This window comes from Marinobacter sp. (assembly GCF_034669625.1).
Classification (GTDB): domain Bacteria; phylum Pseudomonadota; class Gammaproteobacteria; order Pseudomonadales; family Oleiphilaceae; genus Marinobacter.
On the sequence record NZ_JAXMOY010000011.1, the window covers coordinates 61157 to 84219 of the forward strand.

General features: G+C 54.0%; 24 protein-coding genes. 22 read left to right on the top strand and 2 right to left on the bottom strand.

Features of this window, described 5'->3' with window-relative positions:
• The first annotated feature begins 2 nt into the window (after positions 1-2).
• The 13 genes from VOI14_RS10915 (at position 3) to VOI14_RS10975 (ending at position 10347) form a co-directional block, all read left to right on the top strand.
• On the top strand, positions 3-308 hold the full coding sequence (locus VOI14_RS10915) for an STAS domain-containing protein (RefSeq protein ID WP_323752084.1): 306 nt from the start codon (positions 3-5) through the stop codon (positions 306-308).
• Positions 309-318: 10 nt separating this feature from the next.
• The gene (locus VOI14_RS10920; protein ID WP_323752085.1) at positions 319-2031 is read left to right on the top strand and encodes a fused response regulator/phosphatase; all 1713 of its coding nucleotides are present in this window, start codon (positions 319-321) and stop codon (positions 2029-2031) included.
• Between the two features lie 34 nt (positions 2032-2065).
• Positions 2066-2416, top strand: coding sequence for an Hpt domain-containing protein (locus VOI14_RS10925; RefSeq protein WP_323752086.1), 351 nt, complete (start codon positions 2066-2068; stop codon positions 2414-2416).
• A 90-nt stretch (positions 2417-2506) separates the two neighbouring features.
• The gene (locus tag VOI14_RS10930) at positions 2507-3583 is read left to right on the top strand and encodes a flagellar hook-length control protein FliK (RefSeq protein WP_323752087.1); all 1077 of its coding nucleotides are present in this window, start codon (positions 2507-2509) and stop codon (positions 3581-3583) included.
• A gap of 181 nt (positions 3584-3764) precedes the next feature.
• Complete coding sequence (locus VOI14_RS10935) at positions 3765-4265, top strand: flagellar basal body-associated FliL family protein (RefSeq protein WP_323752088.1); 501 nt, start codon at positions 3765-3767, stop codon at positions 4263-4265.
• Between the two features lie 24 nt (positions 4266-4289).
• On the top strand, positions 4290-5288 hold the full coding sequence (fliM, locus tag VOI14_RS10940; RefSeq protein ID WP_323752089.1) for a flagellar motor switch protein FliM: 999 nt from the start codon (positions 4290-4292) through the stop codon (positions 5286-5288).
• The gene (fliN, locus tag VOI14_RS10945) at positions 5281-5787 is read left to right on the top strand and encodes a flagellar motor switch protein FliN (protein ID WP_323752090.1); all 507 of its coding nucleotides are present in this window, start codon (positions 5281-5283) and stop codon (positions 5785-5787) included. Before fliM ends, fliN begins: the two co-directional genes overlap by 8 nt.
• 1 nt (position 5788) lies before the next feature.
• Positions 5789-6235 (top strand): flagellar biosynthetic protein FliO, encoded by a 447-nt coding sequence (gene fliO, locus VOI14_RS10950; protein ID WP_416361411.1) that lies wholly within the window; start codon positions 5789-5791, stop codon positions 6233-6235.
• Positions 6236-6242: 7 nt separating this feature from the next.
• Positions 6243-7001 (top strand): flagellar type III secretion system pore protein FliP, encoded by a 759-nt coding sequence (gene fliP, locus VOI14_RS10955; protein ID WP_416361413.1) that lies wholly within the window; start codon positions 6243-6245, stop codon positions 6999-7001.
• A 10-nt stretch (positions 7002-7011) separates the two neighbouring features.
• Entirely contained in the window at positions 7012-7281 is a 270-nt protein-coding gene (gene fliQ / locus VOI14_RS10960; protein WP_323752092.1) for a flagellar biosynthesis protein FliQ, read from the top strand.
• A 3-nt stretch (positions 7282-7284) separates the two neighbouring features.
• The gene (fliR, locus tag VOI14_RS10965; RefSeq protein WP_114333344.1) at positions 7285-8067 is read left to right on the top strand and encodes a flagellar biosynthetic protein FliR; all 783 of its coding nucleotides are present in this window, start codon (positions 7285-7287) and stop codon (positions 8065-8067) included.
• Between the two features lie 2 nt (positions 8068-8069).
• Positions 8070-9200: a flagellar biosynthesis protein FlhB gene (gene flhB / locus VOI14_RS10970; RefSeq protein WP_323752093.1), complete on the top strand. Its 1131-nt coding sequence runs from the start codon at positions 8070-8072 to the stop codon at positions 9198-9200.
• A gap of 145 nt (positions 9201-9345) precedes the next feature.
• Entirely contained in the window at positions 9346-10347 is a 1002-nt protein-coding gene (locus VOI14_RS10975; RefSeq protein ID WP_323752094.1) for a hypothetical protein, read from the top strand.
• A gap of 77 nt (positions 10348-10424) precedes the next feature.
• On the opposite strand, the gene VOI14_RS10980 is transcribed toward VOI14_RS10975, so the two are convergent.
• Both VOI14_RS10980 and upp read right to left on the bottom strand, forming a co-directional pair.
• Complete coding sequence (locus VOI14_RS10980) at positions 10425-11681, bottom strand: uracil-xanthine permease family protein (RefSeq protein WP_323752095.1); 1257 nt, start codon at positions 11679-11681, stop codon at positions 10425-10427.
• Between the two features lie 2 nt (positions 11682-11683).
• A complete protein-coding gene (gene upp / locus VOI14_RS10985; protein WP_323752096.1) occupies positions 11684-12322 on the bottom strand; it encodes a uracil phosphoribosyltransferase in 639 nt (212 codons plus the stop codon).
• A 235-nt stretch (positions 12323-12557) separates the two neighbouring features.
• On the opposite strand from upp, the gene flhA reads away from it, so the two are divergent.
• From flhA to VOI14_RS11030, 9 genes are all read left to right on the top strand, one after another.
• Entirely contained in the window at positions 12558-14729 is a 2172-nt protein-coding gene (gene flhA / locus VOI14_RS10990; RefSeq protein WP_323752097.1) for a flagellar biosynthesis protein FlhA, read from the top strand.
• Between the two features lie 57 nt (positions 14730-14786).
• Positions 14787-16124: a flagellar biosynthesis protein FlhF gene (gene flhF / locus VOI14_RS10995; protein ID WP_323752098.1), complete on the top strand. Its 1338-nt coding sequence runs from the start codon at positions 14787-14789 to the stop codon at positions 16122-16124.
• Between the two features lie 63 nt (positions 16125-16187).
• Complete coding sequence (locus VOI14_RS11000) at positions 16188-17000, top strand: MinD/ParA family protein (RefSeq protein ID WP_323752099.1); 813 nt, start codon at positions 16188-16190, stop codon at positions 16998-17000.
• A 30-nt stretch (positions 17001-17030) separates the two neighbouring features.
• Positions 17031-17774 (top strand): RNA polymerase sigma factor FliA, encoded by a 744-nt coding sequence (locus VOI14_RS11005; RefSeq protein WP_323752100.1) that lies wholly within the window; start codon positions 17031-17033, stop codon positions 17772-17774.
• Between the two features lie 88 nt (positions 17775-17862).
• A complete protein-coding gene (gene cheY / locus VOI14_RS11010) occupies positions 17863-18246 on the top strand; it encodes a chemotaxis response regulator CheY (protein ID WP_323752101.1) in 384 nt (127 codons plus the stop codon).
• A gap of 20 nt (positions 18247-18266) precedes the next feature.
• Positions 18267-19052 (top strand): protein phosphatase CheZ, encoded by a 786-nt coding sequence (locus VOI14_RS11015; RefSeq protein WP_323752102.1) that lies wholly within the window; start codon positions 18267-18269, stop codon positions 19050-19052.
• A gap of 19 nt (positions 19053-19071) precedes the next feature.
• Positions 19072-21162: a chemotaxis protein CheA gene (locus tag VOI14_RS11020; protein ID WP_323752103.1), complete on the top strand. Its 2091-nt coding sequence runs from the start codon at positions 19072-19074 to the stop codon at positions 21160-21162.
• Positions 21163-21185: 23 nt separating this feature from the next.
• A complete protein-coding gene (locus VOI14_RS11025; RefSeq protein ID WP_323752104.1) occupies positions 21186-22319 on the top strand; it encodes a chemotaxis response regulator protein-glutamate methylesterase in 1134 nt (377 codons plus the stop codon).
• Positions 22319-23056: a flagellar motor protein gene (locus tag VOI14_RS11030; RefSeq protein ID WP_323752105.1), complete on the top strand. Its 738-nt coding sequence runs from the start codon at positions 22319-22321 to the stop codon at positions 23054-23056. Before VOI14_RS11025 ends, VOI14_RS11030 begins: the two co-directional genes overlap by 1 nt.
• Positions 23057-23063 lie beyond the last annotated feature (7 nt).

Genomic DNA, 23063 nt, shown 5'->3' on the forward strand with positions numbered 1-23063 from the left:
GTATGTCGGTAAGTACGCGGCGAAGCGATGACGGTCACGTGCTGGTGATTCAGGTACAGGGGCGGTTTGATTTTAGCACCCATCAAGCGTTCCGTGATGCCTATGAGCACTGTGACAAGCCGATGAAAGAATATGTGGTTGATCTGACTCACACTACCTATCTTGATAGTTCTGCGCTGGGAATGTTGCTGCTGTTAAGAGATCATGCAGGCGGTGACGTCGCCAGTGTGGTCATCGAAAACTGCAATGCCGATGTGCGGCGTATACTCTCCATTTCCAACTTCGAGCAGCTTTTTAGCATTCGCTGAGGCATTAACCTTGAACCTACTGATCGCGGAAGACAGCGACGGTGACCGGATGATTCTCGCCACGCTGCTTCGTCGTTTGGGGCATCAGGTGTATGAAGCCTCCGACGGGCTTGAAGCCGTGGCTATTTTCGTGAAGCTGGAGCCTGATATCGTGCTTATGGATGCCTTGATGCCGAGGATGAACGGCATGGAGGCCGCGCGAAAAATCAAAGCATTGGCGGGTACACATTTTGTTCCCGTAATTTTCATTACCGCACTGGCCGGAGAAAGCGAACACGCGAAATTTCTGGAAGCCGGCGGCGATGATTTTTTACTGAAGCCATTCAGCCGAGTCATCCTCGAGGCCAAAATAAATGCCTACAGCCGGATGCTCGCGCTTCATCGTTCGGTGATGCAACAGCGTGATCAGATTCGAAGGCAGAACGAGCAGATGCTGTCCGATCAGCGAATGGCGCGCCGGGTTTTCGACAATGTCGCACATAATGGTTGCCTGGACGCTCCTAATATCCGGTATCACGCTTCCCCTCTATCCATTTTTAACGGCGACGTTTTGTTTGCCGCCGCTCGTCCAGGGGGCGGCACGCTTATCTTTCTAGGAGATTTTACCGGCCATGGCTTGCCTGCGGCGATCGGCGCCATGCCAATTGCTGAAGTGTTTTATGGCATGGCGGCTAAGGGATTTGGCGTGGTGGATATTCTCACAGAAATAAACCGAAAGCTGTGCAGTATATTGCCAGTAGGAATGTTCTGCTGTGGGGTGCTGTTTGAAGTGGACGGCAAGCAGGCAGCGATACGCGTTTGGAACGGTGGCTTGCCGGATGGATGGTTGGTGCGGAAGAGTGGGGAGTGTGTCGCCATTCCTTCACGCCACCTTCCGTTAGGTGTGCTGTCGGCGGATCGCTTCAATGCTTCGGTAGAGCCGCTGAATGCGGAGCCAGGGGACTACATTGTCCTGATGACTGATGGCTTCCCGGAATCTTGTGACGTCCGGGGTGAATGCCTTGGAGAAGACGCTGTCCGACGGGCGCTAACGGAACTTGGTTCGCAAGACCACCCCTTTGACGCCTTGATGGCCCGGCTGCAAGCATTTACGGGGCGCCCCGATCCGGCAGATGACATAACGCTATGCTGCCTGGAAGTGGTCGCTCGAGGCGCCCTCGCGGATGTGGCCGAGTCTGCCCCTGAGTCGTCGCTGTCCGGTCCGGGCAGCTGGCATTGTGTTTATGAAATTCGCGATCGGGCGCTAGCGACTTTTAACCCATTGCCATTGCTTTTGCACATCTGCACGGAAGTACCGGGATTGCGGCTTAAAAGTGGTGAGGTGTTCACGCTTTTATCGGAGTTATACAATAACGCACTGGAGCATGGCGTTTTAGAGCTGTCCTCCGAATGGAAAAAAAATGCAGAAGGTTTTAGCCTTTACTATCAAGAGCGAGCGCGCCGGCTCTCTGACACGAAGGGGCATTTTATACGTTTTACACTGGATCATGAGTCCCGGCCAGGCGCGGGCAGGTTGAAGATTCGATGTGAAGACAGTGGCAAAGGATTTGAGGTGAGCAAAGGCAACGCGAACGCCCGTACGAATGCTAGCAAGGCGTATTCAGGGCGCGGGATGGAAATCTTGAAGCGCTTGGCTCGAGAGTTCAGTGTTTGTGGTCCGGGGAACTGTATTGAAATAGTCTATGATTGGGAACGCCCGGCGCAAGGCGCTACGAGTCAGTAATGAAAGATGCTGAACGCAACCGCGAGGACACGTGATGAGCGATATACCCCGTTTGGATGAAGAAGCCTTAGCGGAGCTGCAGGATGTCATGGAAGATGAGTTCGGAGTGCTGATCGAAACGTATCTGGCTGATTCGCGCACACGAATTGTTGGGCTGAATGAAGCGTTTGAGGCCGGTGATGCAGATCGCCTTAGAAAAGCGGCTCATAGCCTGAAGGGCAGCTGTATCAATATCGGCGTACCGAGACTCGGTAGCTTATGCTTTGAGCTCGAGACATTGGGCGATATCGGCCAGCTGGAAGACGCTGAACCGGTATTGGCAGCGATTGCACAGGAGTTTCAGGAAGTTTCACGGCAATTGGAAAACTTCAGCCAGGAAAAATAGCTTTATACCTGCTTGGCATCGCTTTTGCTTTGTTACAGAGTGGCCCCCAATTGGGGGATACCCTGAGACATAAAGCGGCAAGAGGTTGCCATGCAGCAGACAATTCTTTCCCAAGTGCCATCGTCCGGAGTGCAGCAAGACACCGCTGGGCCGAAAACTGCCGCAAGCAGTCGCCGTTCCGAAAAAGGTGACAGTCTTTACGATCAGGTTTCGCGGGCCCAAGATGCGTCTCCCAACGATCAGGCCGCCAGCAACACAGCTTCGTCTGATGCGGACAAGAGCCCCGCCGCCGGCACGAAACAGCAAAGTTCGCAATCCGCAGACGAAACGGAAAGCGCGCCGCTATTGGGTGAACCTCAAGATCTAGCGGAAGCGCCCGCGCCTCTAACCTTCGCCAATCTTCAATCTTTGATGCCAGCTAACGGCCCTGCAACGACGCCCGAGGGTGCCGTCAATATGGGTCTTGTGAACGGTGGCTTGCCCGGAAAACCGCTCATGGCGAACGGGTTGAATGGCCAGGGCACGAGCACTGCTGGCTTGGCCTCAAACAGTCAGTTTGCAGAGTTGCTGGCGGCCAATGTGACGACTGAGACAGCAAGGCCGGTTGATTCAGCGGGCCTGCTTTCGTCGCCCCGGTTCCAAAGCTCGTTGGATAGCGCGGCACAACAGGCTATGCAGGGAAAACTGGCCGGTGAGGCAAACGTGCCACTGCGCGGTTATTCCACTACGGTCGATGTGCCGGTAGGGCAAGCCGAGTGGGGTGACAAAGTGATGGGTAAGCTGAGCTGGCTCACCGCTAAAAATTTACAAGTGGCCGAAATCCATCTTACTCCGCCCGATATGGGGCCCATGGAAGTGAAGGTCCGGGTTCATAATGATCAAGCAGCCGTCACTGTGCATGCTGCGAACCCTGTGGTGCGTGAACAATTGGAGCTTCACTCGAACCGTTTGCGCGATATGCTGGCGGAACAGGGTGTTTCTTTGAGTGAGTTTGATGTGTCTGACCAAGCGGGTAATCAAACCAATGCTCAAGGAGAAGGTTCCGAGCACAGCGATGGTTCTGGTCATGCGGCTGGCGGGCTGACGTCAGGCGACTTCGAAGAGCAGGAAATCACAGCTGGCCGTCTCGATCTGGCCTGGAAAGGTGAGGTCGATGTCTTTGCTTGAAGGCCTCTGATCGGAGGCTGAGTGCTCATCCCTTCAAAACGTTTTTGCCCATCCCCCCTCAGCAGCGCTAAACTACTGGTTTAAATAGGGGCGATGGTGCATTTGGCCCGCCCCTTGCATTAATCTTGATAAACGCACTCTGAACACCTCGGAGTGACGATAATCTGACAAAGCGGACATCATGGCAGAAAATAATACCGCACAAACGTCTCAGAAAAAGGGCAAGTTGAAGCTTGTTATCACTGTAGTGGTGATTACTTTGCTGGCCATTGGGCTGTCTGTTGCTGGCACACTCTGGTTTCTGAAAGACGGTGTGACGAGCGCGGCTGAAGAGGAATCATCCGAGCCAGCTGCTCCAGAGTTTCACCCCAGTATCTACACTGACATCCAGAAGCCGCTGAGAACAACGGTGCAGGCGCAAGGACGGCAGCGTTATGCCCAGATCTTTTTGTCATTCGAGGCAAAAGATCCAGCAGCATTAGCGGGAGCTGAAAAGCACATGCCTTTGATTCTGAATCAGTTGAATATGTTGTTAGGCAACACTGAGTTTACTGATTTGCAGACACCGGAAGGCCGGCTGGCACTGTCTCAGAAAATGCTGGACGCGGTAAACAAGATGCTGGAGCAAGAGAGAGAACCTGCTATTGCTCGGGTGTTGTTCCGGAACTTTGTTGTGCAGTAGGCCACTGTCAGGGCAGGACCAGATATGCAGGATTTACTATCACAGGAAGAAATCGATGCGCTCCTCCACGGTGTGGATGATGGCGACATCGATACCTATGATGAAAACGATGACGCTGGCGTAAAGGATTACGATCTCGCCAGCCAGGATCGTATCGTCCGTGGCCGAATGCCAACGCTCGAAATGATCAACGAGCGCTTTGCCCGATACACCCGAATCAGTCTGTTCAATTTGTTGCGCCGCAATGCGGATGTTACGACCGGCGGTGTCCAGATTATGAAGTTTGGTGAGTACGTTCACACGCTGTACGTGCCAACCAGTCTAAACCTCTGCAAAGTGCGCCCTCTCCGTGGTACCTCGTTGTTTGTGTTGGATGCCAGACTGGTGTTCAAGCTGGTTGATAACTTCTTTGGCGGTGAGGGGCGGCACGCCAAAATTGAAGGCCGGGAATTTACTCCGACTGAAAACCGGATTGTGCAGATGGTATTGAATCAGGTTTTCTCGGACATGAAAGAAGCCTGGCAAGCGGTTTTGAACATTGATTTTGATTACATGAGTTCCGAAGTCAATCCGTCCATGGCCAATATCGTCAGCCCGAGTGAGGTAGTGGTCGTCAGTACCTTCCACATCGAACTGGATGGCGGTGGTGGGGAGCTTCATCTCGCTATGCCTTACGCCATGATTGAGCCGATCCGAGAGGTGCTGGACGCTGGTGTGCAGAGCGATATTGATGATGTTGATGAACGCTGGGTCAACGCCCTGCAGGAAGATGTCAAAGACGTCAGCGTGCCGATTAATACCACGGTTTGTCAGCGCAGAATATCGCTTCGGGATATTGCCAAACTGAAAGCGGGTGACGTGATTCCGGTTGAGCTTGCTGATCATCTGACAGTAACGGCCAATGGTGTTCCCGTTTACAAAGCAACCATGGGAACCCGTGACGGAAAGCTGGCGCTACGAATTCATGAAAGGGCAACGTTGCCCACGGTGAAGAAACAACTGAAGGTGGGACGTAATGGCTGACGACGACAAAAAAGACGATAAGGCACTCACGGAAGATGAGAAGCTGGCAGCTGAGTGGGAAGCGGCTATGGGTGAATCCGGCGATGCGAACACCGAAGAATCGACCGAAGATGCGTGGGCAGAGGCTATGGCTGAAGCTGAGGGTGGCAAGGCGGAAGAAAAAACACAGCAGCAGGTGCGTGCGGCCCCTATGGAAGAGTTTTCGGAAGACGGCGGTTCTTCAGGAGGTGCTGGTTCGCCGGATATGGACGTTATTCTGGATATTCCTGTGACCATCTCGATGGAGGTGGGTAACACCCAAATCCCTATTCGCAATCTGCTGCAGTTGAACCAGGGCTCCGTGATCGAGCTGGATCGTTTAGCGGGTGAACCTCTGGATGTTCTGGTCAACGGCACCCTAATTGCCCACGGCGAGGTGGTCATGGTGAACGAAAAGTTCGGCATCCGGCTGACAGACGTCATCAGCCCGGGCGAGCGTATCAAGCGGTTGCAGAAATAACGTGCTGTATTGGTTGCGTTGGCTGTTACCAGCCCTGCTAAGTTTGCCTGCCGTTGCAGAGCAGACTGCTGAGCCTGTTCAGGAGTTCGCACGTAATACGCCCGACACGGTGGGTATGATCGTCAGCCTTGGGCTCGGTCTGGTGGCGGTCATTGCGGTGATTTACGGCTGCGCCTGGCTGATTCGACGTATGACCGGAATGGCTGGTATGAACAACAACGCGATTCGCGTGGTATCCGTACTCGCTATAGGTACGCGGGAACGCATAGCCTTAGTGGAAGTGGGAGGGCAACAGCTCTTACTGGGTATTACTCCGGGCAGTATCCGGACATTGCAGGTGTTTGATGAGCCGGTGGTGGACTCCAGTAACACCGGAACCAGCGACTTTGCCCGTAAGCTGCAGGGTTTGATAGGGAAGTCCTGGACAGCTCCCGAGCATAAAGAGTAATGCTATGGTGAATACCGCTATTAGATCTTGCCTTCCTTATTTAGCCTTGATTGCCGGCTTGTTTCTGCCGGCTGTCGCCTCGGCCGATTTGCCGGGTATTCCTGCCTTTTCTGTACAGCCTGGCGAAGATGGCACCCAAGAGTATTCAGTAACCCTGCAGATACTGGCGCTGATGACGGCGCTGACTTTCCTGCCGGCGATGCTGATGATGATGACGTCGTTCACTCGTATCATCGTTGTGTTTGCTATCTTGCGACAGGCGCTTGGTCTTCAGGCTACGCCATCGAATCAGATTCTGCTGGGGCTGGCGCTCTTTCTCAGTATATTTATCATGAAACCGGTGCTGGAAGAGGCCAATCGTGTCGGCTTACAGCCCTATCTGCAGGAAGAAGTCACTTCGTTGGAAGCCGTGGAACTGGCCAGTGAGCCGTTCCGGAATTTCATGCTTGAGCAAACCCGGGAATCAGATTTGGCGCTGTTCATGAGGCTGGCGGAGGTAGAGTACGAAACGCCGGAAGATGTGTCATTCTGGGTTCTGATGCCAGCTTTCGTGACCAGTGAACTGAAAACCGCATTCCAGATCGGGTTTATTCTGTTTATTCCGTTTTTGATTCTCGACATGGTGGTCGCCAGTGTTTTGATGGCCATGGGTATGATGATGCTTTCACCGATCATCATATCCTTGCCGTTCAAGATCATGCTTTTCGTGCTGGTGGATGGCTGGGCCCTGATTATGGGTACCCTTGCCGCCAGTTACGGCATATAGGAGGCTAGACATGACGCCTGAAACAGCCATCGATATTGTCCGCGAAGCGCTCTGGATGATTGTTCTGTTCGCAGGCGTCATCATTGGTCCCGGGTTGGTGATCGGTTTGGTGGTCAGTACGTTTCAGGCCGCAACCCAGATAAACGAGCAAACCTTGAGTTTCCTGCCTCGGTTGCTGGTCACCCTGATCGTCATCATTGCCGCTGGCCCCTGGATGCTCACCAAGTTGCTGGATCATGCCCGCGGGCTCATTTCCAGCATCCCTTACCTGATCGGATAGCGGATGTTTCCGGCAGAGTTTAGCGCAGACCTGCTGGGGCAGTGGGTGGGGCAGCATCTTTGGCCGCTGTTCCGCCTAGCCAGTTTTCTGATGGTCATTCCAATCTTTGGAACCCAGTTGGTTCCTGCCCGAGTGCGCTTGGGACTGGCTTTGCTCATGACCATTCTGATCGTGCCGATGATCCCGGAAGTCCCCAAGGTTGAAGCGCTGAGTGCTGATGCTGTCGTGATCACGCTGCAGCAGATACTGATTGGCGTGGGGCTGGGTTTCGCGCTGACGGCTTTGTGGCAGTTGTTTGTTATCGCGGGCCAGATGATTGCGATGCAGATGGGGTTAGGCTTTGCGTCTATGGTAGACCCGGCTAACGGTGTAAACGTGCCAGTGCTGGCTCAGATTTATACGATTACCATCACTTTGCTGTTTTTGCTGATGAATGGTCATCTGGTGGCGTTTGAGATCTTCATTGAGAGTTTTCATACCATGCCAATCGGCCTGGAAGGGTTGGGGCAAAGTGGCGTATGGGAGTTGGCCCACAGGATCAGCTGGATGTTCGCTTCGGCCATGTTGCTGGCGCTACCGGCTGTGACGGCGGTTCTGATCGTCAACATTTCGTTCGGGGTGATGACGCGGGCTGCGCCGCAGATGAATATTTTTGCGTTGGGTTTCCCTATTGGTTTGATTTTCGGTTTGTTTGCCATCTGGGTGTTGCATGGGAATTTTCTGCCACACTTTGATCAGTACACCCGTGAGACGTTCGACTTTATGCGTCAGTTGCAGGGGCGTTAACCATGGCTGAAGAGAACGACAACAGTCAGGAGAAAACCGAAGAGCCCACCCCCCGAAGGCTTGAGAAAGCTAAGGAAGACGGCCAGGCTGCCCGGTCGAAGGAATTGGCAACCATGGCGGTGCTGCTTGCTGGGGCGGGTGGTTTGCTGATGTTTGGTACGTCATTGGCGATGACCTTCGAAGGCATCATGCGGGATGCTTTCGTGATTGAGCGTACTGCGATTTTTGATACTCGCCACATGAGTGTTCAGTTGATTGTCTCGGCCAAAGAGGCCGCCTTGGCTCTGTCTCCCATTCTGATTTTGCTGTTAATTGCCGCTATTGCCGGTTCGATAGGTATTGGTGGTTTGTTGTTCAGTGCTAAAGCCATTGCGCCGAAAGCCAATCGGATGAATCCGATCAAGGGTTTGGGGCGGATGTTTTCGATGCGCTCGCTCATCGAGTTGGTAAAGGCGATTGCCAAGGTCGGGTTGGTCTTGGCGATTGCTATCATGATCCTGAATCTACGCACGGATGATTTGTTGAGCATCGCCGAGGAGCCAGTGATACCGGCCATGGAGCATGTGTTGTGGACGCTGGGCTGGAGTTTTTTGGTGTTGTCTTGCGCTACGATCATTATTGCGATGATTGATGTGCCGTTTCAGATTTACGATCATCAAAAGAAGCTTCGGATGACGAAGCAAGAGGTGAAAGACGAGTACAAGGATTCTGAGGGTAAGCCGGAAGTTAAGGGTAAGATTCGTCAGTTGCAGCGGGAGATGGCGCAGCGCAGGATGATGCAGGATGTACCAACGGCGGATGTGGTGATTACGAACCCGACGCATTATGCGGTGGCGCTGAAGTATGACCAGGATTCGATGGGCGCGCCGGTGGTGGTGGCGAAGGGCGCTGATGAGGTGGCGTTCAAGATTATGGAGATAGCTCGGGAGCATAAGGTGGAGGTGTTGCGTACGCCGCCTTTGACTCGGGCGGTTTATCATAATTCGGATGTTGGTGAGGAAATTCCTGACGGGCTGTATATGGCGATTGCTCAGGTATTGGCTTACGTTTTTCAGCTGCGGCAGTTCCGGAAGGGGCGCGGTCCCAAGCCTGGAATGCCCGATTTCCCCATTCCCCGGGATTTGCGCCACTGATTTTAGTTCCGGGCCGATGCTCCGGTTTCTCGGATAACATCTTCATACCCTCACGAATCGTTTGCCTTGCCAGAGTTCCGCTGAGTACTATAGCTTGCTTCTTAATGGCGTCGTCGTCGCTATACACCTCGGAGAGAACCTGTCCATGGATTTCGCGTTTGTTGAAGATATACAGTTCGGTTTTGATATTGCCACTAGCATATCGATTATTTTTGCCGGACTGGCGGTTACTTTTTCATCCATCTATCGTGTCGTCGCATCGAAGCGTCAAGGCATCAATGAGCGGGTGAAGGCCACATCGCTGGAAAAGGTCATCAGTATAAAGGCTGAGTTTGAAGATGCCTTCAGCGCCATGGTAGATGTGTCCACAAAACTGGAGAATCCCATTGATCGCTGGGCCAGCCGATCTGAAGGTTTCACTGCGTTGGCGGACAAGGTGGGCCGTGATCCGGCATTCCTTGAGCGGCTGGTTGCCAAGACTGATGAGTTCAAGGAGGCCGTAGGTAATTATTATGAATCCATCGAGAAGCGCCGTTACACTCTGATTCCGGTTCTGGATTCGATTCCTGGTCAGCAGCAGTTTCTGAAGGTGTTCCTGGAGGATATGGCAGACATCAGCCGCATGTATAACAGCATGGCCGGTGGCCACTTTTCGTTGCTCCGGGAAGTGATCAGGACTCAGCAGTTCGCAGATCAGCTTTTGCAGGACGTGACCTCGGAGGAAACCAGCGACCGCCTGGACGTGTTGCTGGACAGCAAGGAGTTCCAGGCCATGGCCTATTCCGTGATTTCTGACAGTGATTACCTGGACTGGACTCGCTCACTGTGCCCGGATGAAAAGGAAGACAGTTTCCAGAAGCTGGTGGAGTCTGGCGAGCTCATGGAAAAGGATTTTGACCTGTTCCGGGATTTGCTGCTGAATTTCTCCATTGGCCTGATTAACCGGCCCAATGCGTTCATTGCCCAGATACTGGTGGGTATTTCCCGTCAGGTTCAGCAGGCCAGGATCGAGTGCAAAGATATACTGATCAAGCTGGCGGCCATGAGTCACAAGCTGCTGTCGAAAGAGAACGGGGCGTCCCTGATGTCGGTCATCGAAAAGTACGAAGGCGATGATTACTTCGGCAGGAATACCCTGATTCGATAAAACGCCTGTCGGTACCCGACATAAAAAACCGGTCTGTCACCTCTGTGCCAGACCGGTTTTTGGTTCTGCCCGAGGGGCTATTCCTGATTTTGCTGGTAAATGGTCTTGCCCCACGCCTCCCGGCCGCCCGGAAGCAGCAGGTTGAGGACAATGGCGACCACCGAGCACAGGGCGATGCCTTCCATGTGGCCGATGACCATGCCACCGATGCCGAATACCAAGGTCACGCCGACAATCACCAGATTGCGGGCCTGGGACAGATCCACCTGATGACGGATCAGGGTATTGAGCCCTACTACAGCGATGGAGCCGAACAGCAGACACAGGATGCCGCCCATAACAGGGACCGGGATGGTTTGCAGGGTCGCGCCGAATTTGCCAACGAAGGCCAGTACGATGGCCGTACCAGCTGCCCACCACATCACTTTCGGGTTGAAGTTACGGGTCAGCATAACGGCACCGGTGACTTCGGAGTAAGTGGTATTGGGTGGTCCGCCAAGCATGGAGGCAGCGCTGGTGGCCAGGCCGTCGCCGAGCAGGGTGCGGTGCAGGCCCGGCTTCTCCAGGTAGTTTTTGCGGGTGACGTTGCCGATGGCCAGTACGTCGCCGATGTGTTCAATCGCGGGGGCGATTGCGACGGGGATCATGAACAGGATGGCGCCCCAACTGAAGGCGGGGGCGACGAAGTTCGGAACGGCGAACCAGGCCGCTTCCTGGACGGGGGTGGTGTCTACGATGCCGGCGAAGGCCGAGAGGATGTAACCCACGATGATCCCGATCATGATCGGGATCAGGCGGAAGATGCCTTTTGCCCAGACGGTCATGATGATGGTCACCAACAAAGAGGTCATCGCGATCATCAGTGCGGTGTTTTCGGGGACCAGCTGAGCGCTGCCATCACCCGTGCGGCCGGAGGCCATGTGCACGGCGACTGGGGCGAGGCCCAAACCGATGGTCATGATTACGGGCGCAATCACCACCGGAGGCAGTAAGCGGGTGACGAAGCCGGTTCCGCGCAGGCGGATGACGCCGGAGAGGGCGATGTAGAGGATGCCTGCTGCCATCAGGCCGCCAAGGGTTTCTTGCAGGCCGAACTGGCTTTTGGCTGCCATGATCGGGGCAATGAAGGCGAAGGATGAGGCAAGGAAAATGGGGATCTGGCCGCCGGTGACGACATGGAAGATCAGTGTGCCGAGACCCGCGGTAAATAGCGCGACGTTAGGATCAAGTCCTGTGATCAGTGGCATCAGTACCAGTGCGCCGAAGGCGACCAGTAGCATTTGCGAGCCGGCTATGGCCTGTTTCCAGGTCGAGTCAGTCGTGATGTCCTGCATTCTTAAACATCCTTCTGCTTGGTGCCGAAGATCTTGTCTCCGGCATCGCCGAGACCAGGCAGGATGTAGCCTTTTTCGTTCAGGCGGTCATCGACCGAGGCGGTGTAGATGGAAACGTCTGGGTGTTTTTCCAATACTTTTTCAACGCCCTCTGGCGCAGCAACCAGTACCAGAGCCCGGATTTCGGTGCTACCGGCTTGCTTGAGCAGGTCGATGGTGGAAATCATGGAACCGCCAGTGGCCAGCATTGGGTCGATGATCAGCGCGGTACGCTGGTCCAGCTCACCCACCAGTTTTTCCAGGTACGTTTCCGCTTCAAGTGTGTCTTCGTTACGGATCTGACCGACAACGCTGACTCGTGCTACGGGGATCAGACTGAGTACGCCATCCAGCATGCCTAAGCCTGCTCTCAGGATGGGGACAATGGTGATCTTTTTGCCGTGTATTTGTTCTACCGCTACCGGCCCTGCCCAGCCGTCAATGGTTTTTTCTTTTAGGGTGAAATCTTTAGTCGCTTCGTAGGTCAGCAGTGCGCCAACTTCTTGAGCCAGTTCACGAAAATTTTTGGTGCTGATGTCTGAGCGGCGCATAAGGCCGAGCTTGTGTTGGATCAGTGGGTGCTTCACTTCGTGGATAGGCATCGGGGTCACCTGTGGGTTCGGATTTTCTGGCTTGGTTTTTGATCAGTTAAACGGCAAAAGGATACCGTATCCGAGCGCTCACGTCAGGCGATCTGTTCGTGAGAAATCATAAAATTTATAGGGAATGGTACAGATCTTGCGACACCGTATTCATGCAGGGGGTTCGTGTCAGGTTTTCGACCCGGTCGTAGCCCCGAATAGCCCGAAAGCACAGTGATCCGGAGAAGCAGGCAGTATGAACAGAGCGTTCGTTCTGAATAACGTCAAAACTCTGACGCGAGGTAATCTCGGTGTTCCGCTGATGCTGATGGGTTTGCTGGGCATGATGATATTGCCCGTGCCCGCTTTTTTGCTCGATGTGTTCTTTACCTTCAACATCACGCTGTCGATCGTGATTCTGCTGGTGTGCGTCTATGCGCTCCGGCCTATGGAATTTGCCGCTTTCCCGACGGTGCTGTTGGTGGCCACGCTGCTTCGTCTTGGTTTGAACGTGGCGTCTACCCGGATTGTTTTGCTCAATGGTCACGAAGGGGGAGATGCGGCAGGTAAAGTGATCGAGTCCTTCGGGGCGGTGTTGATTGGCGGTAACTACGCCGTGGGCTTGGTGGTGTTCGCGATACTGATGATCATCAACTTTCTGGTAGTGACCAAAGGTGCCGGTCGAGTGTCCGAAGTCAGTGCCCGCTTCACTTTGGATGCCATGCCCGGTAAGCAGATGGCGATCGATGCGGACCTCAATGCGGGTTTGGTGAATCAGGATGAAGCCAAAGCCCGGCGTTCGGAAATTGCGCAGGAAGCGGACTTTTACGGTTCCATGGACGGTGCCTCGAAATTCGTTAAAGGCGATGCGGTGGCCGGCTTGCTGATCCTGGCTATTAACATCATCGGCGGTGTTGCGATTGGTATGGTTCAGCACGGTCTGGACTTTTCGCTCGCTATGGAGCGCTATGCGCTGCTCACCATCGGTGATGGCCTGGTGGCCCAGATTCCTTCGCTGCTGTTATCGACCGCAGCGGCCATTATGGTGACGCGAGTTACGTCCAGTCAGGACATGGGCGGGCAGATTCTCCAGCAGATGTTCAGTGCGCCGAAGGTTCTGGGTATCGCAGCGGGTATTTTGATTTTGTTGGGCTTGATTCCGGGTATGCCCCATGTGGCGTTCCTTGGGTTGGGCTCGCTGGCTGCGGCAGCCGCTTGGTTTATCTGGAAAAAGCAGAGACAGACGGTCGAGGAAGAAGGCGTGTTTGCCGGTCGTGGCAGTATGCCTGCGAGTGCGGCTCGCCAAGGTGGAGAGGTTGTTCCTGATCGCGGTGGCGACGGGCAGGCATTGCCTTCTCCGGGGGAGGCTCGTGAGCTGGGCTGGGATGATGTCGCGACCGTTGACATTGTCGGGCTGGAAGTGGGTTATCGGCTGATTCCCTTGGTGGACAAGTCTCAGGGGGGGCAGTTGCTGAGCCGCATTAAAGGTGTGCGGAAAAAACTGTCTCAGGATATGGGGTTTCTGATGCCCTCTGTGCACATCCGAGATAATCTGGATCTGATGCCGAACGTGTATCGAATTACGCTGATGGGTGTCACCATCGCCGAAGCGGAGATTCATCCTGAGCGTGAGCTGGCCATTGACCCGGGGCAGGTGTTTGGAAAAGTCGAGGGCATCGCTGGGAAAGACCCGGCGTTTGGCTTGGAGGCCATCTGGATTGAGTCAGAACAGAAAGATCAGGCGCAAACGCTCGGATACACGGTCGTTGATGCCAGCACAGTGGTGGCGACGCATCTGAACCAGATTCTCCAGAAGCATGCGCACGAATTAATCGGTCACGATGAGGCTCAGAAGTGGCTGGATCAGCTCGAGAAAATCTCTCCGAAGCTAGCGGAAGAGTTGGTGCCGACCACAATTTCTATCAGCATCTTACTCAAAGTGCTGCAGAATCTGCTTAAAGAAGAAGTGCCCGTCCGTGACATGCGCTCGATCGCCGAGGCCATCGTCAACGTACATCCTAAGAGTCAGGACCCGAAACTGCTGACCACGTTGGCGCGCCAGTCGCTGCGTCGAATGATTGTGCAAAGCATTTGTGGCAACGATGCTGAAATTCCTGTGATCACTTTGGATCCTGACTTGGAACAGATGTTGCTTAAGTCTGTTCAGCAGAGTCAACAATCCGGCGGACAGGATGATATTGGCATGGTGCTGGAGCCTAATATGGTGGAAAAGCTGCAACGTTCACTGAAAGACAGTGTGCAACGTCAGGAAATGTTGGGCAAACCAGCCATCTTGTTAGTCTCCGGGCCGTTGCGGCCTGGTTTGGCGAAGTTTGCCAGCTACGGGGTAGAGCGCCTGCACGTGCTCTCGTACCAAGAGATTCCGGATAACAAACAGATCACGATCGTTGCGTCTGTCGGCCAGTAACGGCGGATAAAGCAACGCGGTCAGCTGAGACCAGCTCGACGGTAGAGGATGGAAGTTATGAAAGTTAAACGGTTTTTTGCGCAGTCCATGGCCGAGGCCCTGAAGCAGGTCAGCCATGAAATGGGACCCGATGCCGTTATTTTGTCCAATCGCCGAGTGGATGGAGGCGTCGAAATCGTGACGGCTCTGGATTATGACGAAAACATGGCTCGCCAAAGCTTGGGAGAGAAAGCGGCCGAAGCCACTAATGGTTCCCGTCTGGCCGAAATGCAGGCCGACCAGCATCGGCGGCTTGAGGATGAATTGAGCCGCTCCCGCAGTCGGATTCAAGACGTCCGGGAAAAGCGTGCTGCGTCTGGTACCCGGTATCCTCAGGTGTCACTGCAAGATGACGCTGAATACGCATCGGATGTTTCGGCGAGTTTTGTGGGTGGTCAAGATTCTGACGCGCGAGTCCCCCCGCATACTCAAGGTTACTCTGACGAGCTGGCGGCGATGAAAGCGGAGATCAGCTCTCTGCGTGAGTTAATGGGGGCTCAAGGCGCTGGCGCCAATGATGGGCGTGCGCCCTCGGACAGCGGCGCGAAGAATGCGGTGCAGCAACTGTTAACTGAGCGGTTGCAAGAGTTTGGTTTGGGTGCTGAATTGGCGGGATCGGTTTCTCGGCAACATCGCAATGGTCGACTGGAAGATGGCTGGAAGGCTGCTTTGAAAATCGTCGCGACAGGCATACGAACCGGTCGAGAAGATTGGCTGGAAGCGGGCGGTGTATATGCCTTGGTTGGCCCGACCGGAGCGGGCAAAACCACGACGATTGGTAAGCTGGCAGCCCGCTATGTGTTGGAGCACGGTGCCGACAGCCTGGCTTTGGTCACCACCGACCGCTATCGGGTTGCCGCTCATGAGCAGTTGTTCGTGTTCGGGCGAATTCTGAATGTGCCGGTGCGAGTGGTCGATGAAAGTCACTCGTTGGATGATATTCTGGATGAGCTTTCAGATCGTCATCTCGTACTTATTGATACGGCGGGACTGACCAGTGCTGATCGCGGCTACCAAGAGCAGTTGGCGGAACTGGTTCGTAGTGATCACAATGTTCATGCGCATCTGGTAGTGTCTGCTACCAGCCAGCCGCGTATCATGAAATCCGTTTGGCATTGCTATAAGATGGCAAGCCTTGCCGGCTGCATCGTGACCAAGATTGACGAAGCGCTTACCTTGGGAGAATCTCTGGGGTTTGTGATGGAAACGGGTCTACCGGTGGCTTGGTATACCGACGGTCAAAAAATACCGGAAGACCTGCACAAGGCCGAGGCGGCTCCTTTGGTTCGCATGGGAGTTGAACGCCTTAGAGCCATGCAGCATTCACAGACCGCGGTTGAAGGCGCATCGGCGTAAGCATTACAGCAACAGTCACTGGCATAGAGCCGGTTAACGACGCAGTAAGAGACAATATACAGTATGAGCAAACCACATCCGGTTCAGGTTATTGCGGTTTCCGGCGGCAAGGGCGGTGTCGGGAAGAGTAATGTGTCGGTTAATCTTGCGATCGCGCTGGCAGCAAAGGGTCGTCGTGTTGTTGTGCTTGATGCCGATTTGGGGCTGGGTAACCTGGACGTGCTTCTTGGGGTGACTGCCCAAAAGAATCTGCACGATGTCCTTAGTGGTGAGTGTGATCTGAAAGATGTGCTGGTGGATGGCCCTGGTGGCATCAAAATCGTACCCGCCTCTTCGGGCACCCAAAGGATGACTCAGCTCAGTCCTATGGAGCATGCCGGCCTGATTAACGCGTTCAGTGAGTTGGGTGACCAGATCGATGTTTTGATTGTGGACACCGCCGCTGGTATTTCCGAATCCGTCGTCTGTTTCCTTCGGGCCGCGCAAGAGCTCTTGCTGGTAGTGTGTGATGAGCCCACATCCATAACCGATGTGTACGCACTCATTAAATTGATGAACCGGGACTACGGAACAGATCGCTTTCGGGTTCTTGCCAATCAGGTACGGAGTGAAGAAGAAGGCAAACATTTGTTCGAAAAATTGACGCGAGTTACTGAACGTTTTCTGGATGTCGCGTTACAATATGTTGGCATCGTGCCTTACGACGAAGCGGTCAAGAAAGCCGTTCAGCGCCAGCGTGCCGTCCTGGACGCTTACCCCCGTGCGAAAGCTTCTATTGCTTTACGAGCATTGGCAGACAAAGTGGATAGTTGGCCGCTGCCATCCTCTCCCCGAGGTCATCTTGAGTTTTTCGTGGAGCGGCTCGTCGAAGTCTGATCTGAGTCCAGTCCAATAAAAGCCGGATACATGACATTGACGAAGAATCTGGGAATATATCATCAGGCAGGTGCCCCCAACGCTTCGAGTTTGATCGAGGATCAGGCGCCGCTAGTCAAAAAAATTGCCCTTCATTTGATGGCCCGGTTACCGGCGTCTGTTCAGCTTGAAGACCTTATGCAGGCCGGAATGATTGGTTTGCTTGAGGCAGCCCAGCGCTATTCGTCGGGCAAGGGAGCTACCTTTGAAACCTATGCGGGTATCCGCATTCGTGGCGCGATGGTTGACGAAATCCGAAAGGGTGACTGGGTGCCTCGTTCTGTACACCGCAATGCCCGCCGGATTTCTGCCGCAATCAAAACGGTTGAAGACCGAACTGGTCGGGAAGCCTTGGATAGTGAAGTAGCGGATGAGTTGGGCATTGAGCTGGCGGAATACCATTCATCTCTTGCCGACGCCAATAGTGGTCGGTTATTTAGTCTCGATGAACTCAATGAATCCGGCGAACTGCCGATAGAAGAACAAGAGGCCAGCGATAATCCGCTGGATGGCATCTCGGCAGGTGCTTTTCAACGTAGCTTGGCAGAAGCGATTGAAGCACTTCCAGAGAAAGAAAAGTTAGTGTTGAGTTTGTATTATCAGGAAGAATTGAACCTTAAGGAAATTGGGGCAGTGCTTGGGGTCAGTGAAAGCCGAGTCAGCCAGATTCATAGCCAGGCAGCACTGCGCCTCCGGGGCCGGTTGTCAGATTGGCGAGAGCACAATGACGGGTGACAGACCCGCATCCTGAACAGAATCTTACGGAGCCTGCCAGATATCAGCGGGCTGACCTATATCCGGGTGTTATTTACTGGAGGTCCCTTTGGACAAGAATATGAAGATACTCATTGTGGATGACTTCTCCACAATGCGCAGAATTATCAAAAACCTGCTGCGTGACTTGGGCTTTAGCAATACTGAGGAAGCCGATGATGGCAACACGGCGTTGCCGATGCTCAAGAGTGGCCAGTATGACTTTTTGGTGACGGATTGGAACATGCCCGGAATGTCAGGCTTTGATCTTTTGAAGGCGGTCCGTGCTGATGAAAATCTTAAGAACCTGCCAGTACTGATGGTCACCGCTGAAGCCAAGCGCGACCAGATTGTGGCTGCTGCGCAAGCCGGGGTGAATGGTTACGTCGTTAAGCCGTTTACCGCCGCTGTTCTTAAAGAAAAAATCGAGAAGATTTTTGAACGTATTCAGTAACCAAAGGTCGGGTAGCTCGCATGAGTGACAGCAAACACACCCAACGGGGTCTCGACCCAGAGGTCACGGAAAAACTGCAGCAGCAGACCTCGCAATTGGTTGAGAGCGTCAACAGCGGCGATTTCGCACGGGCGATGACGGTCATTAATGAGCTTAGCGAAGTTCGTGATCAAAGCCTGTATCAAGAAGTGGGGCGATTGACCCGGAGTCTTCATGAGGCAATCCGGAACTTCCAGATAGACCCCCGAAATGCGGAGCAGAAAGAAGCACTTTCAAAAATGTCTGATGCTTCGGATCGTTTGGCGTACGTGGTTCAGATGACCGGCCAGGCCGCTAATCGCACGATGGATCTGGTTGAGGAAAGCATGCCGGTGGCGCACGCAATCCGCGATGAAGCCTTGAGCCTTCGTGACGAGTGGCAGCGCTTGCGTCGTCGGGAGATCGAGCCGGCAGAGTTCCGGGAACTTTACGCGCGAATCGATACCTTCTTTGGTTCTTTGGGCAAAGACTCGGACGATCTGTACAAAAATCTCTCAGAGATTCTCCTGGCCCAGGATTTTCAGGACCTAACCGGTCAGGTGATTCAAAAAGTCACCGCTCTCGTTAAGGAGGTGGAAGAGAATCTGTTGGGGTTGGTTGTTATGGCCAGCCACGTCGATCAGTTGACGGGCACCGTTCATCAAATTGAAGAAAAAGAAGAATCGGCCGACAAAGGGGTAGGTCCGCAAATCAAAGCCGCCGAGCGAGACGATGTTGTTTCGGGGCAAGACGGCGTTGACGACTTACTATCCAGTCTCGGTTTTTGAATTATAAAGAGGGTGACCCATGGCGTTTGATGCCGATGAAGAGATTCTTCAGGATTTCTTGATAGAAGCCGGTGAGATTCTCGAAAAGCTGTCGGAGCAGTTGGTTGATCTGGAACAGCATCCAGACGACAGCGATCTGCTTAACGCCATATTCCGCGGCTTTCATACGGTAAAAGGTGGCGCAGGGTTCCTTCAACTGGATGCTTTGGTTAACTGCTGCCATTCCGCAGAGAATGTGTTCGATATCTTGCGCAACCACAAGCGGCAAGTAACCCCCGAGTTAATGGACGTGGTGCTTCAGGCGCTAGACAGCGTCAATGCCATGTTTGACGAAGTCCGCAATCGCGAAGAACTAACGCCTGCTCCCGCCAATTTGATTGCCGCACTGGATGCCATGGCGATTCCTGAGACCGATACACCGGTGACAGCCGCTGAAGGGACGCCAAACCAGATCGGGAACTCCGAGCCAGAAGATCAGGGCGATATTACCGACGAAGAGTTCGAGAAATTGCTCGATGCGCTCGCGGATGACAAAACCGAAGCGCCAAAGGCACCTCCTGCTCCCATGAATGTTGGCGAAACAGCCTTGGAAGCCGGTGCCAGCGGCGACGATATCACCGACGATGAGTTCGAGGCGCTGCTGGATCAGCTCCATGGCAAAGGTAAGTTTGCCGCCCCTGAACCGACCGAAGCGGAAAGTACGGAGAAAGACTCAGGAGCTCAGCCTGCGGTTGATGAAGGTTCGGATTTGATCACCGATGATGAATTCGAACGTCTGCTTGATGAGCTTCACGGGAAAGGCGGAGTCCCCGGAGGGCAGCCCGAGGGGAGTGCGAGTCATCAACCGGAAGCCAGTGCCCGGCCAGCGCGAATCCCGGAACCTGCAGCCAAACCTGACCCGGTCCCCGTTACCAAAAAAGCAGCACCCGCGAGAGAAACTGCGCCGGTGGGTGAAACGACGGTTCGGGTCGATACCAAGCGCCTGGACGACATCATGAATATGGTGGGTGAGTTGGTGCTGGTCAGAAACCGGCTCCAGCGTTTGGGCTCCCAAAGCGAAGACGAGCACATGCATAAGGCGGTTGCTAATTTGGATGTGGTGACCACTGATCTTCAAGCCGCAGTCATGCAAACCCGCATGCAGCCCATCAAAAAAGTGTTCGGCCGTTTCCCTCGGGTGGTGCGTGATCTTGCTCGCAACCTGAAGAAAGAGGTGAACCTTGTCATGCATGGCGAGGACACCGATCTGGATAAAAATCTGGTGGAAGCGCTCGCCGATCCGCTGGTGCACTTGGTCCGTAACTCGGTCGACCACGGTATTGAAGGGCCGGATGCCCGAGAAGATGCTGGCAAATCCCGAGCGGGAACCGTCACCTTGTCGGCGCAACAGGAAGGCGACCACATTTTACTCTCGATTGCGGATGATGGCGGCGGAATGAATCCTGAGGTGCTGCGCCGCAAAGCCGTCGAGAAGGGGCTGTATGATCAGGATGCCGCGGACAGGTTGACTGACAACGAATGCTTTAACCTCATTTTTGCCGCCGGTTTTTCGACCAAAGAGCAGATCTCGGACGTTTCGGGTCGTGGTGTCGGTATGGATGTGGTCAAGAACCGGATTGCGCAACTCAATGGACAGATATCCATTGAGTCCGAAATGGGCAAAGGCACCAAAATCATTATCAAGGTGCCGCTGACGCTGGCGATCATGCCAACGCTGATGATCATGCTAGGGGAGCAATCGTTTGCGCTGCCATTGGTAAACGTCGTGGAAATTTTCCATCTGGACCTCACCAAGACCAATATGGTCGACGGCCGCGAGTGCATTGTGGTTCGCGACAAAGTGTTCCCCTTGTTCCATATTAAACGGTGGCTGGTACCTGGTGCAGCGGCCGAGAAAGAGACTGCTAATGCCCATGTGGTTATCGTCGCGATGGGTACCAAACAGGTCGGCTTCGTGGTTGATCAATTGGTAGGGCAAGAAGAAGTGGTTATCAAACCATTGGGGCGCGCGCTTCAGGGTACGCCAGGTATGGCGGGTGCAACCATCACAGGTGATGGCCGCATTGCCTTGATTATTGATGTGCCCAGTTTGCTTCAGCACTACGGGTGATTCCGGGCGTTTAGGAGAAAGGGATGACAGTTTCTGTCCTGGTCGTTGATGATTCAGGTTTCTTTAGAAAAAGGCTGACGGAAATCCTGACGGCTTCGGGCCAGATTACCGTAGTCGGAGCCGCAACCAATGGCCGGGAAGGGGTAGAGCTGGCCGCTAAATTAAGGCCGGATGTGATTACCATGGATTATGAAATGCCCGTTTTGGATGGCATTTCAGCGGTTCGTGAAATCATGGCGCAACAGGCGACACCGGTTTTGATGTTCTCCTCGCTTACCTATGAGGGTGCCAGGGTCACCCTTGATGCACTGGAAGCCGGTGCCGTTGATTTCCTGCCAAAGAATTTTGAGGAAATAGCCCGAGATACCAGTCAGCTGCAAAACGTTTTGATCAACAGAGTGCTGGATATCGCCAAAAGTCAGCCGCGAGCCCGCACGGCTGGTACGCCAGCCAAGCCTGTAACGGCTACACCGCCACCGCGTCGGGAGATTCCGCCGCGTGCTGCACGGGCGGCGACCAAAGAAACGCATCACGAAACCGCTCCTGCGAGTCCTTCTCGGCGCTCCCTCAAGAAAACCCCGGCTCGTCAATACAGTGTCGTGGGTATTGGTACTTCAACGGGAGGGCCTGTTGCTCTGCAGAAAGTCCTCAGCGTATTGCCCGCGAGTTTCCCTACACCGATTGTGCTGGTCCAGCACATGCCCGCGAGTTTTACGCCGGCTTTTGCTGAGCGTTTGAATAAGTTGTGCAAAATTGAAGTGCGTCAGGCGGAAGACGGGGATCTGTTGGAACCGGGCCTTGCGTTACTTGCACCGGGTGGTAAACAGATGATGATTGAGAGCCGCGGGGGCAGGGGGCGGGTTAAAATCTTGCCCGGTGATGAGCGGCTGAACTACAAACCCTGTGTGGATGTCACTTTTGGCTCACTCGCGCGTAGTTTTCCCGGTAAAACCTTGGGCGTTATTCTAACGGGCATGGGTGCAGACGGCCGAGAAGGCTGTCGGATGATGAAGCAGAGTGGAGCGGTGGTGTGGTCGCAAAATGAAGAAACCTCCGTGATTTACGGCATGCCTATGGCCGTCGCAACGGCAGGCTTGTCAGATGAGGTGTTGCCGCTTAATAACGTCGGTTTGCGATTGATTGAAGGCGTAAGCTAATGGATATTTTGAGCCTGCTGGGGATTATTCTTGCCTTTGTTGCCATTTTGGGCGGTAACTTGTTGGAAGGAGGCGCTGTCAGTTCGCTCTTCAATACACCGGCGGCACTGATTGTCATTGGCGGAACTCTGGCGGCAACGATTCTGCAGACTTCTTGGCCGACCCTGAAAAGAGCGTTCGTTCAGGTACGTTGGGTGTTTATACCCCCATATATTTCTCTGGAAGATGGCATCGGCAAGGTGGTCGACTGGAGTGTGAAAGCCCGTAAACAAGGCTTGTTGGGATTGGAAGGGCTGGCCGAGCGCGAGCCGGAGAAGTTTGCCCGGAAAGGGCTCCAATTGTTGGTTGATGGTGCAGAGTCCTCAACCATTCGTAATACCCTGGAAGTGGATCTGGAGTGCCGAGAAGAGCGGGATACCGAGTCTGCCAAAGTGTATGAAGCCATGGGGGGCTACTCGCCGACTATTGGCATTATAGGTGCGGTTATGGGCCTGATACAGGTTATGACCAATCTTGAAGACCCTCAATCGCTCGGGAGTGGCATAGCAACGGCTTTTGTTGCCACCATATACGGCGTCGCGTTGGCTAACCTTTTGTTCTTCCCCATCGCACATAAACTCCGCAGTATAGTGAGAGAACGCACACGCTACGAAGACATGATGATAGATGGCATTATTGCTATCGCCGAAGGTGAGAATCCCAAAACCATAGAGCTGCGGCTCCGAGGTTTCCTCTAACCCGCAG

Excerpts from the sequence above, each read along its gene's own strand:
- VOI14_RS11025 (WP_323752104.1), top strand. The coding sequence starts at position 21,186 with ATGACAGTTTCTGTCCTGGTCGTTGATGATTCAGGTTTCTTTAGAAAA.
- flhA (WP_323752097.1), top strand. The coding sequence starts at position 12,558 with ATGAACAGAGCGTTCGTTCTGAATAACGTCAAAACTCTGACGCGAGGT.
- flhF (WP_323752098.1), top strand. The coding sequence starts at position 14,787 with ATGAAAGTTAAACGGTTTTTTGCGCAGTCCATGGCCGAGGCCCTGAAG.
- fliM (WP_323752089.1), top strand. The coding sequence starts at position 4,290 with ATGCAGGATTTACTATCACAGGAAGAAATCGATGCGCTCCTCCACGGT.
- VOI14_RS11005 (WP_323752100.1), top strand. The coding sequence starts at position 17,031 with ATGACATTGACGAAGAATCTGGGAATATATCATCAGGCAGGTGCCCCC.
- VOI14_RS10930 (WP_323752087.1), top strand. The coding sequence starts at position 2,507 with ATGCAGCAGACAATTCTTTCCCAAGTGCCATCGTCCGGAGTGCAGCAA.
- upp (WP_323752096.1), bottom strand. The coding sequence starts at position 12,322 with ATGCCTATCCACGAAGTGAAGCACCCACTGATCCAACACAAGCTCGGC.
- VOI14_RS11015 (WP_323752102.1), top strand. The coding sequence starts at position 18,267 with ATGAGTGACAGCAAACACACCCAACGGGGTCTCGACCCAGAGGTCACG.
- VOI14_RS10915 (WP_323752084.1), top strand. The coding sequence starts at position 3 with ATGTCGGTAAGTACGCGGCGAAGCGATGACGGTCACGTGCTGGTGATT.
- fliR (WP_114333344.1), top strand. The coding sequence starts at position 7,285 with ATGTTTCCGGCAGAGTTTAGCGCAGACCTGCTGGGGCAGTGGGTGGGG.
- fliQ (WP_323752092.1), top strand. The coding sequence starts at position 7,012 with ATGACGCCTGAAACAGCCATCGATATTGTCCGCGAAGCGCTCTGGATG.
- VOI14_RS11030 (WP_323752105.1), top strand. The coding sequence starts at position 22,319 with ATGGATATTTTGAGCCTGCTGGGGATTATTCTTGCCTTTGTTGCCATT.
- VOI14_RS11020 (WP_323752103.1), top strand. The coding sequence starts at position 19,072 with ATGGCGTTTGATGCCGATGAAGAGATTCTTCAGGATTTCTTGATAGAA.
- flhB (WP_323752093.1), top strand. The coding sequence starts at position 8,070 with ATGGCTGAAGAGAACGACAACAGTCAGGAGAAAACCGAAGAGCCCACC.
- VOI14_RS10925 (WP_323752086.1), top strand. The coding sequence starts at position 2,066 with ATGAGCGATATACCCCGTTTGGATGAAGAAGCCTTAGCGGAGCTGCAG.
- VOI14_RS10980 (WP_323752095.1), bottom strand. The coding sequence starts at position 11,681 with ATGCAGGACATCACGACTGACTCGACCTGGAAACAGGCCATAGCCGGC.
- fliN (WP_323752090.1), top strand. The coding sequence starts at position 5,281 with ATGGCTGACGACGACAAAAAAGACGATAAGGCACTCACGGAAGATGAG.
- VOI14_RS10975 (WP_323752094.1), top strand. The coding sequence starts at position 9,346 with ATGGATTTCGCGTTTGTTGAAGATATACAGTTCGGTTTTGATATTGCC.
- VOI14_RS11000 (WP_323752099.1), top strand. The coding sequence starts at position 16,188 with ATGAGCAAACCACATCCGGTTCAGGTTATTGCGGTTTCCGGCGGCAAG.
- VOI14_RS10935 (WP_323752088.1), top strand. The coding sequence starts at position 3,765 with ATGGCAGAAAATAATACCGCACAAACGTCTCAGAAAAAGGGCAAGTTG.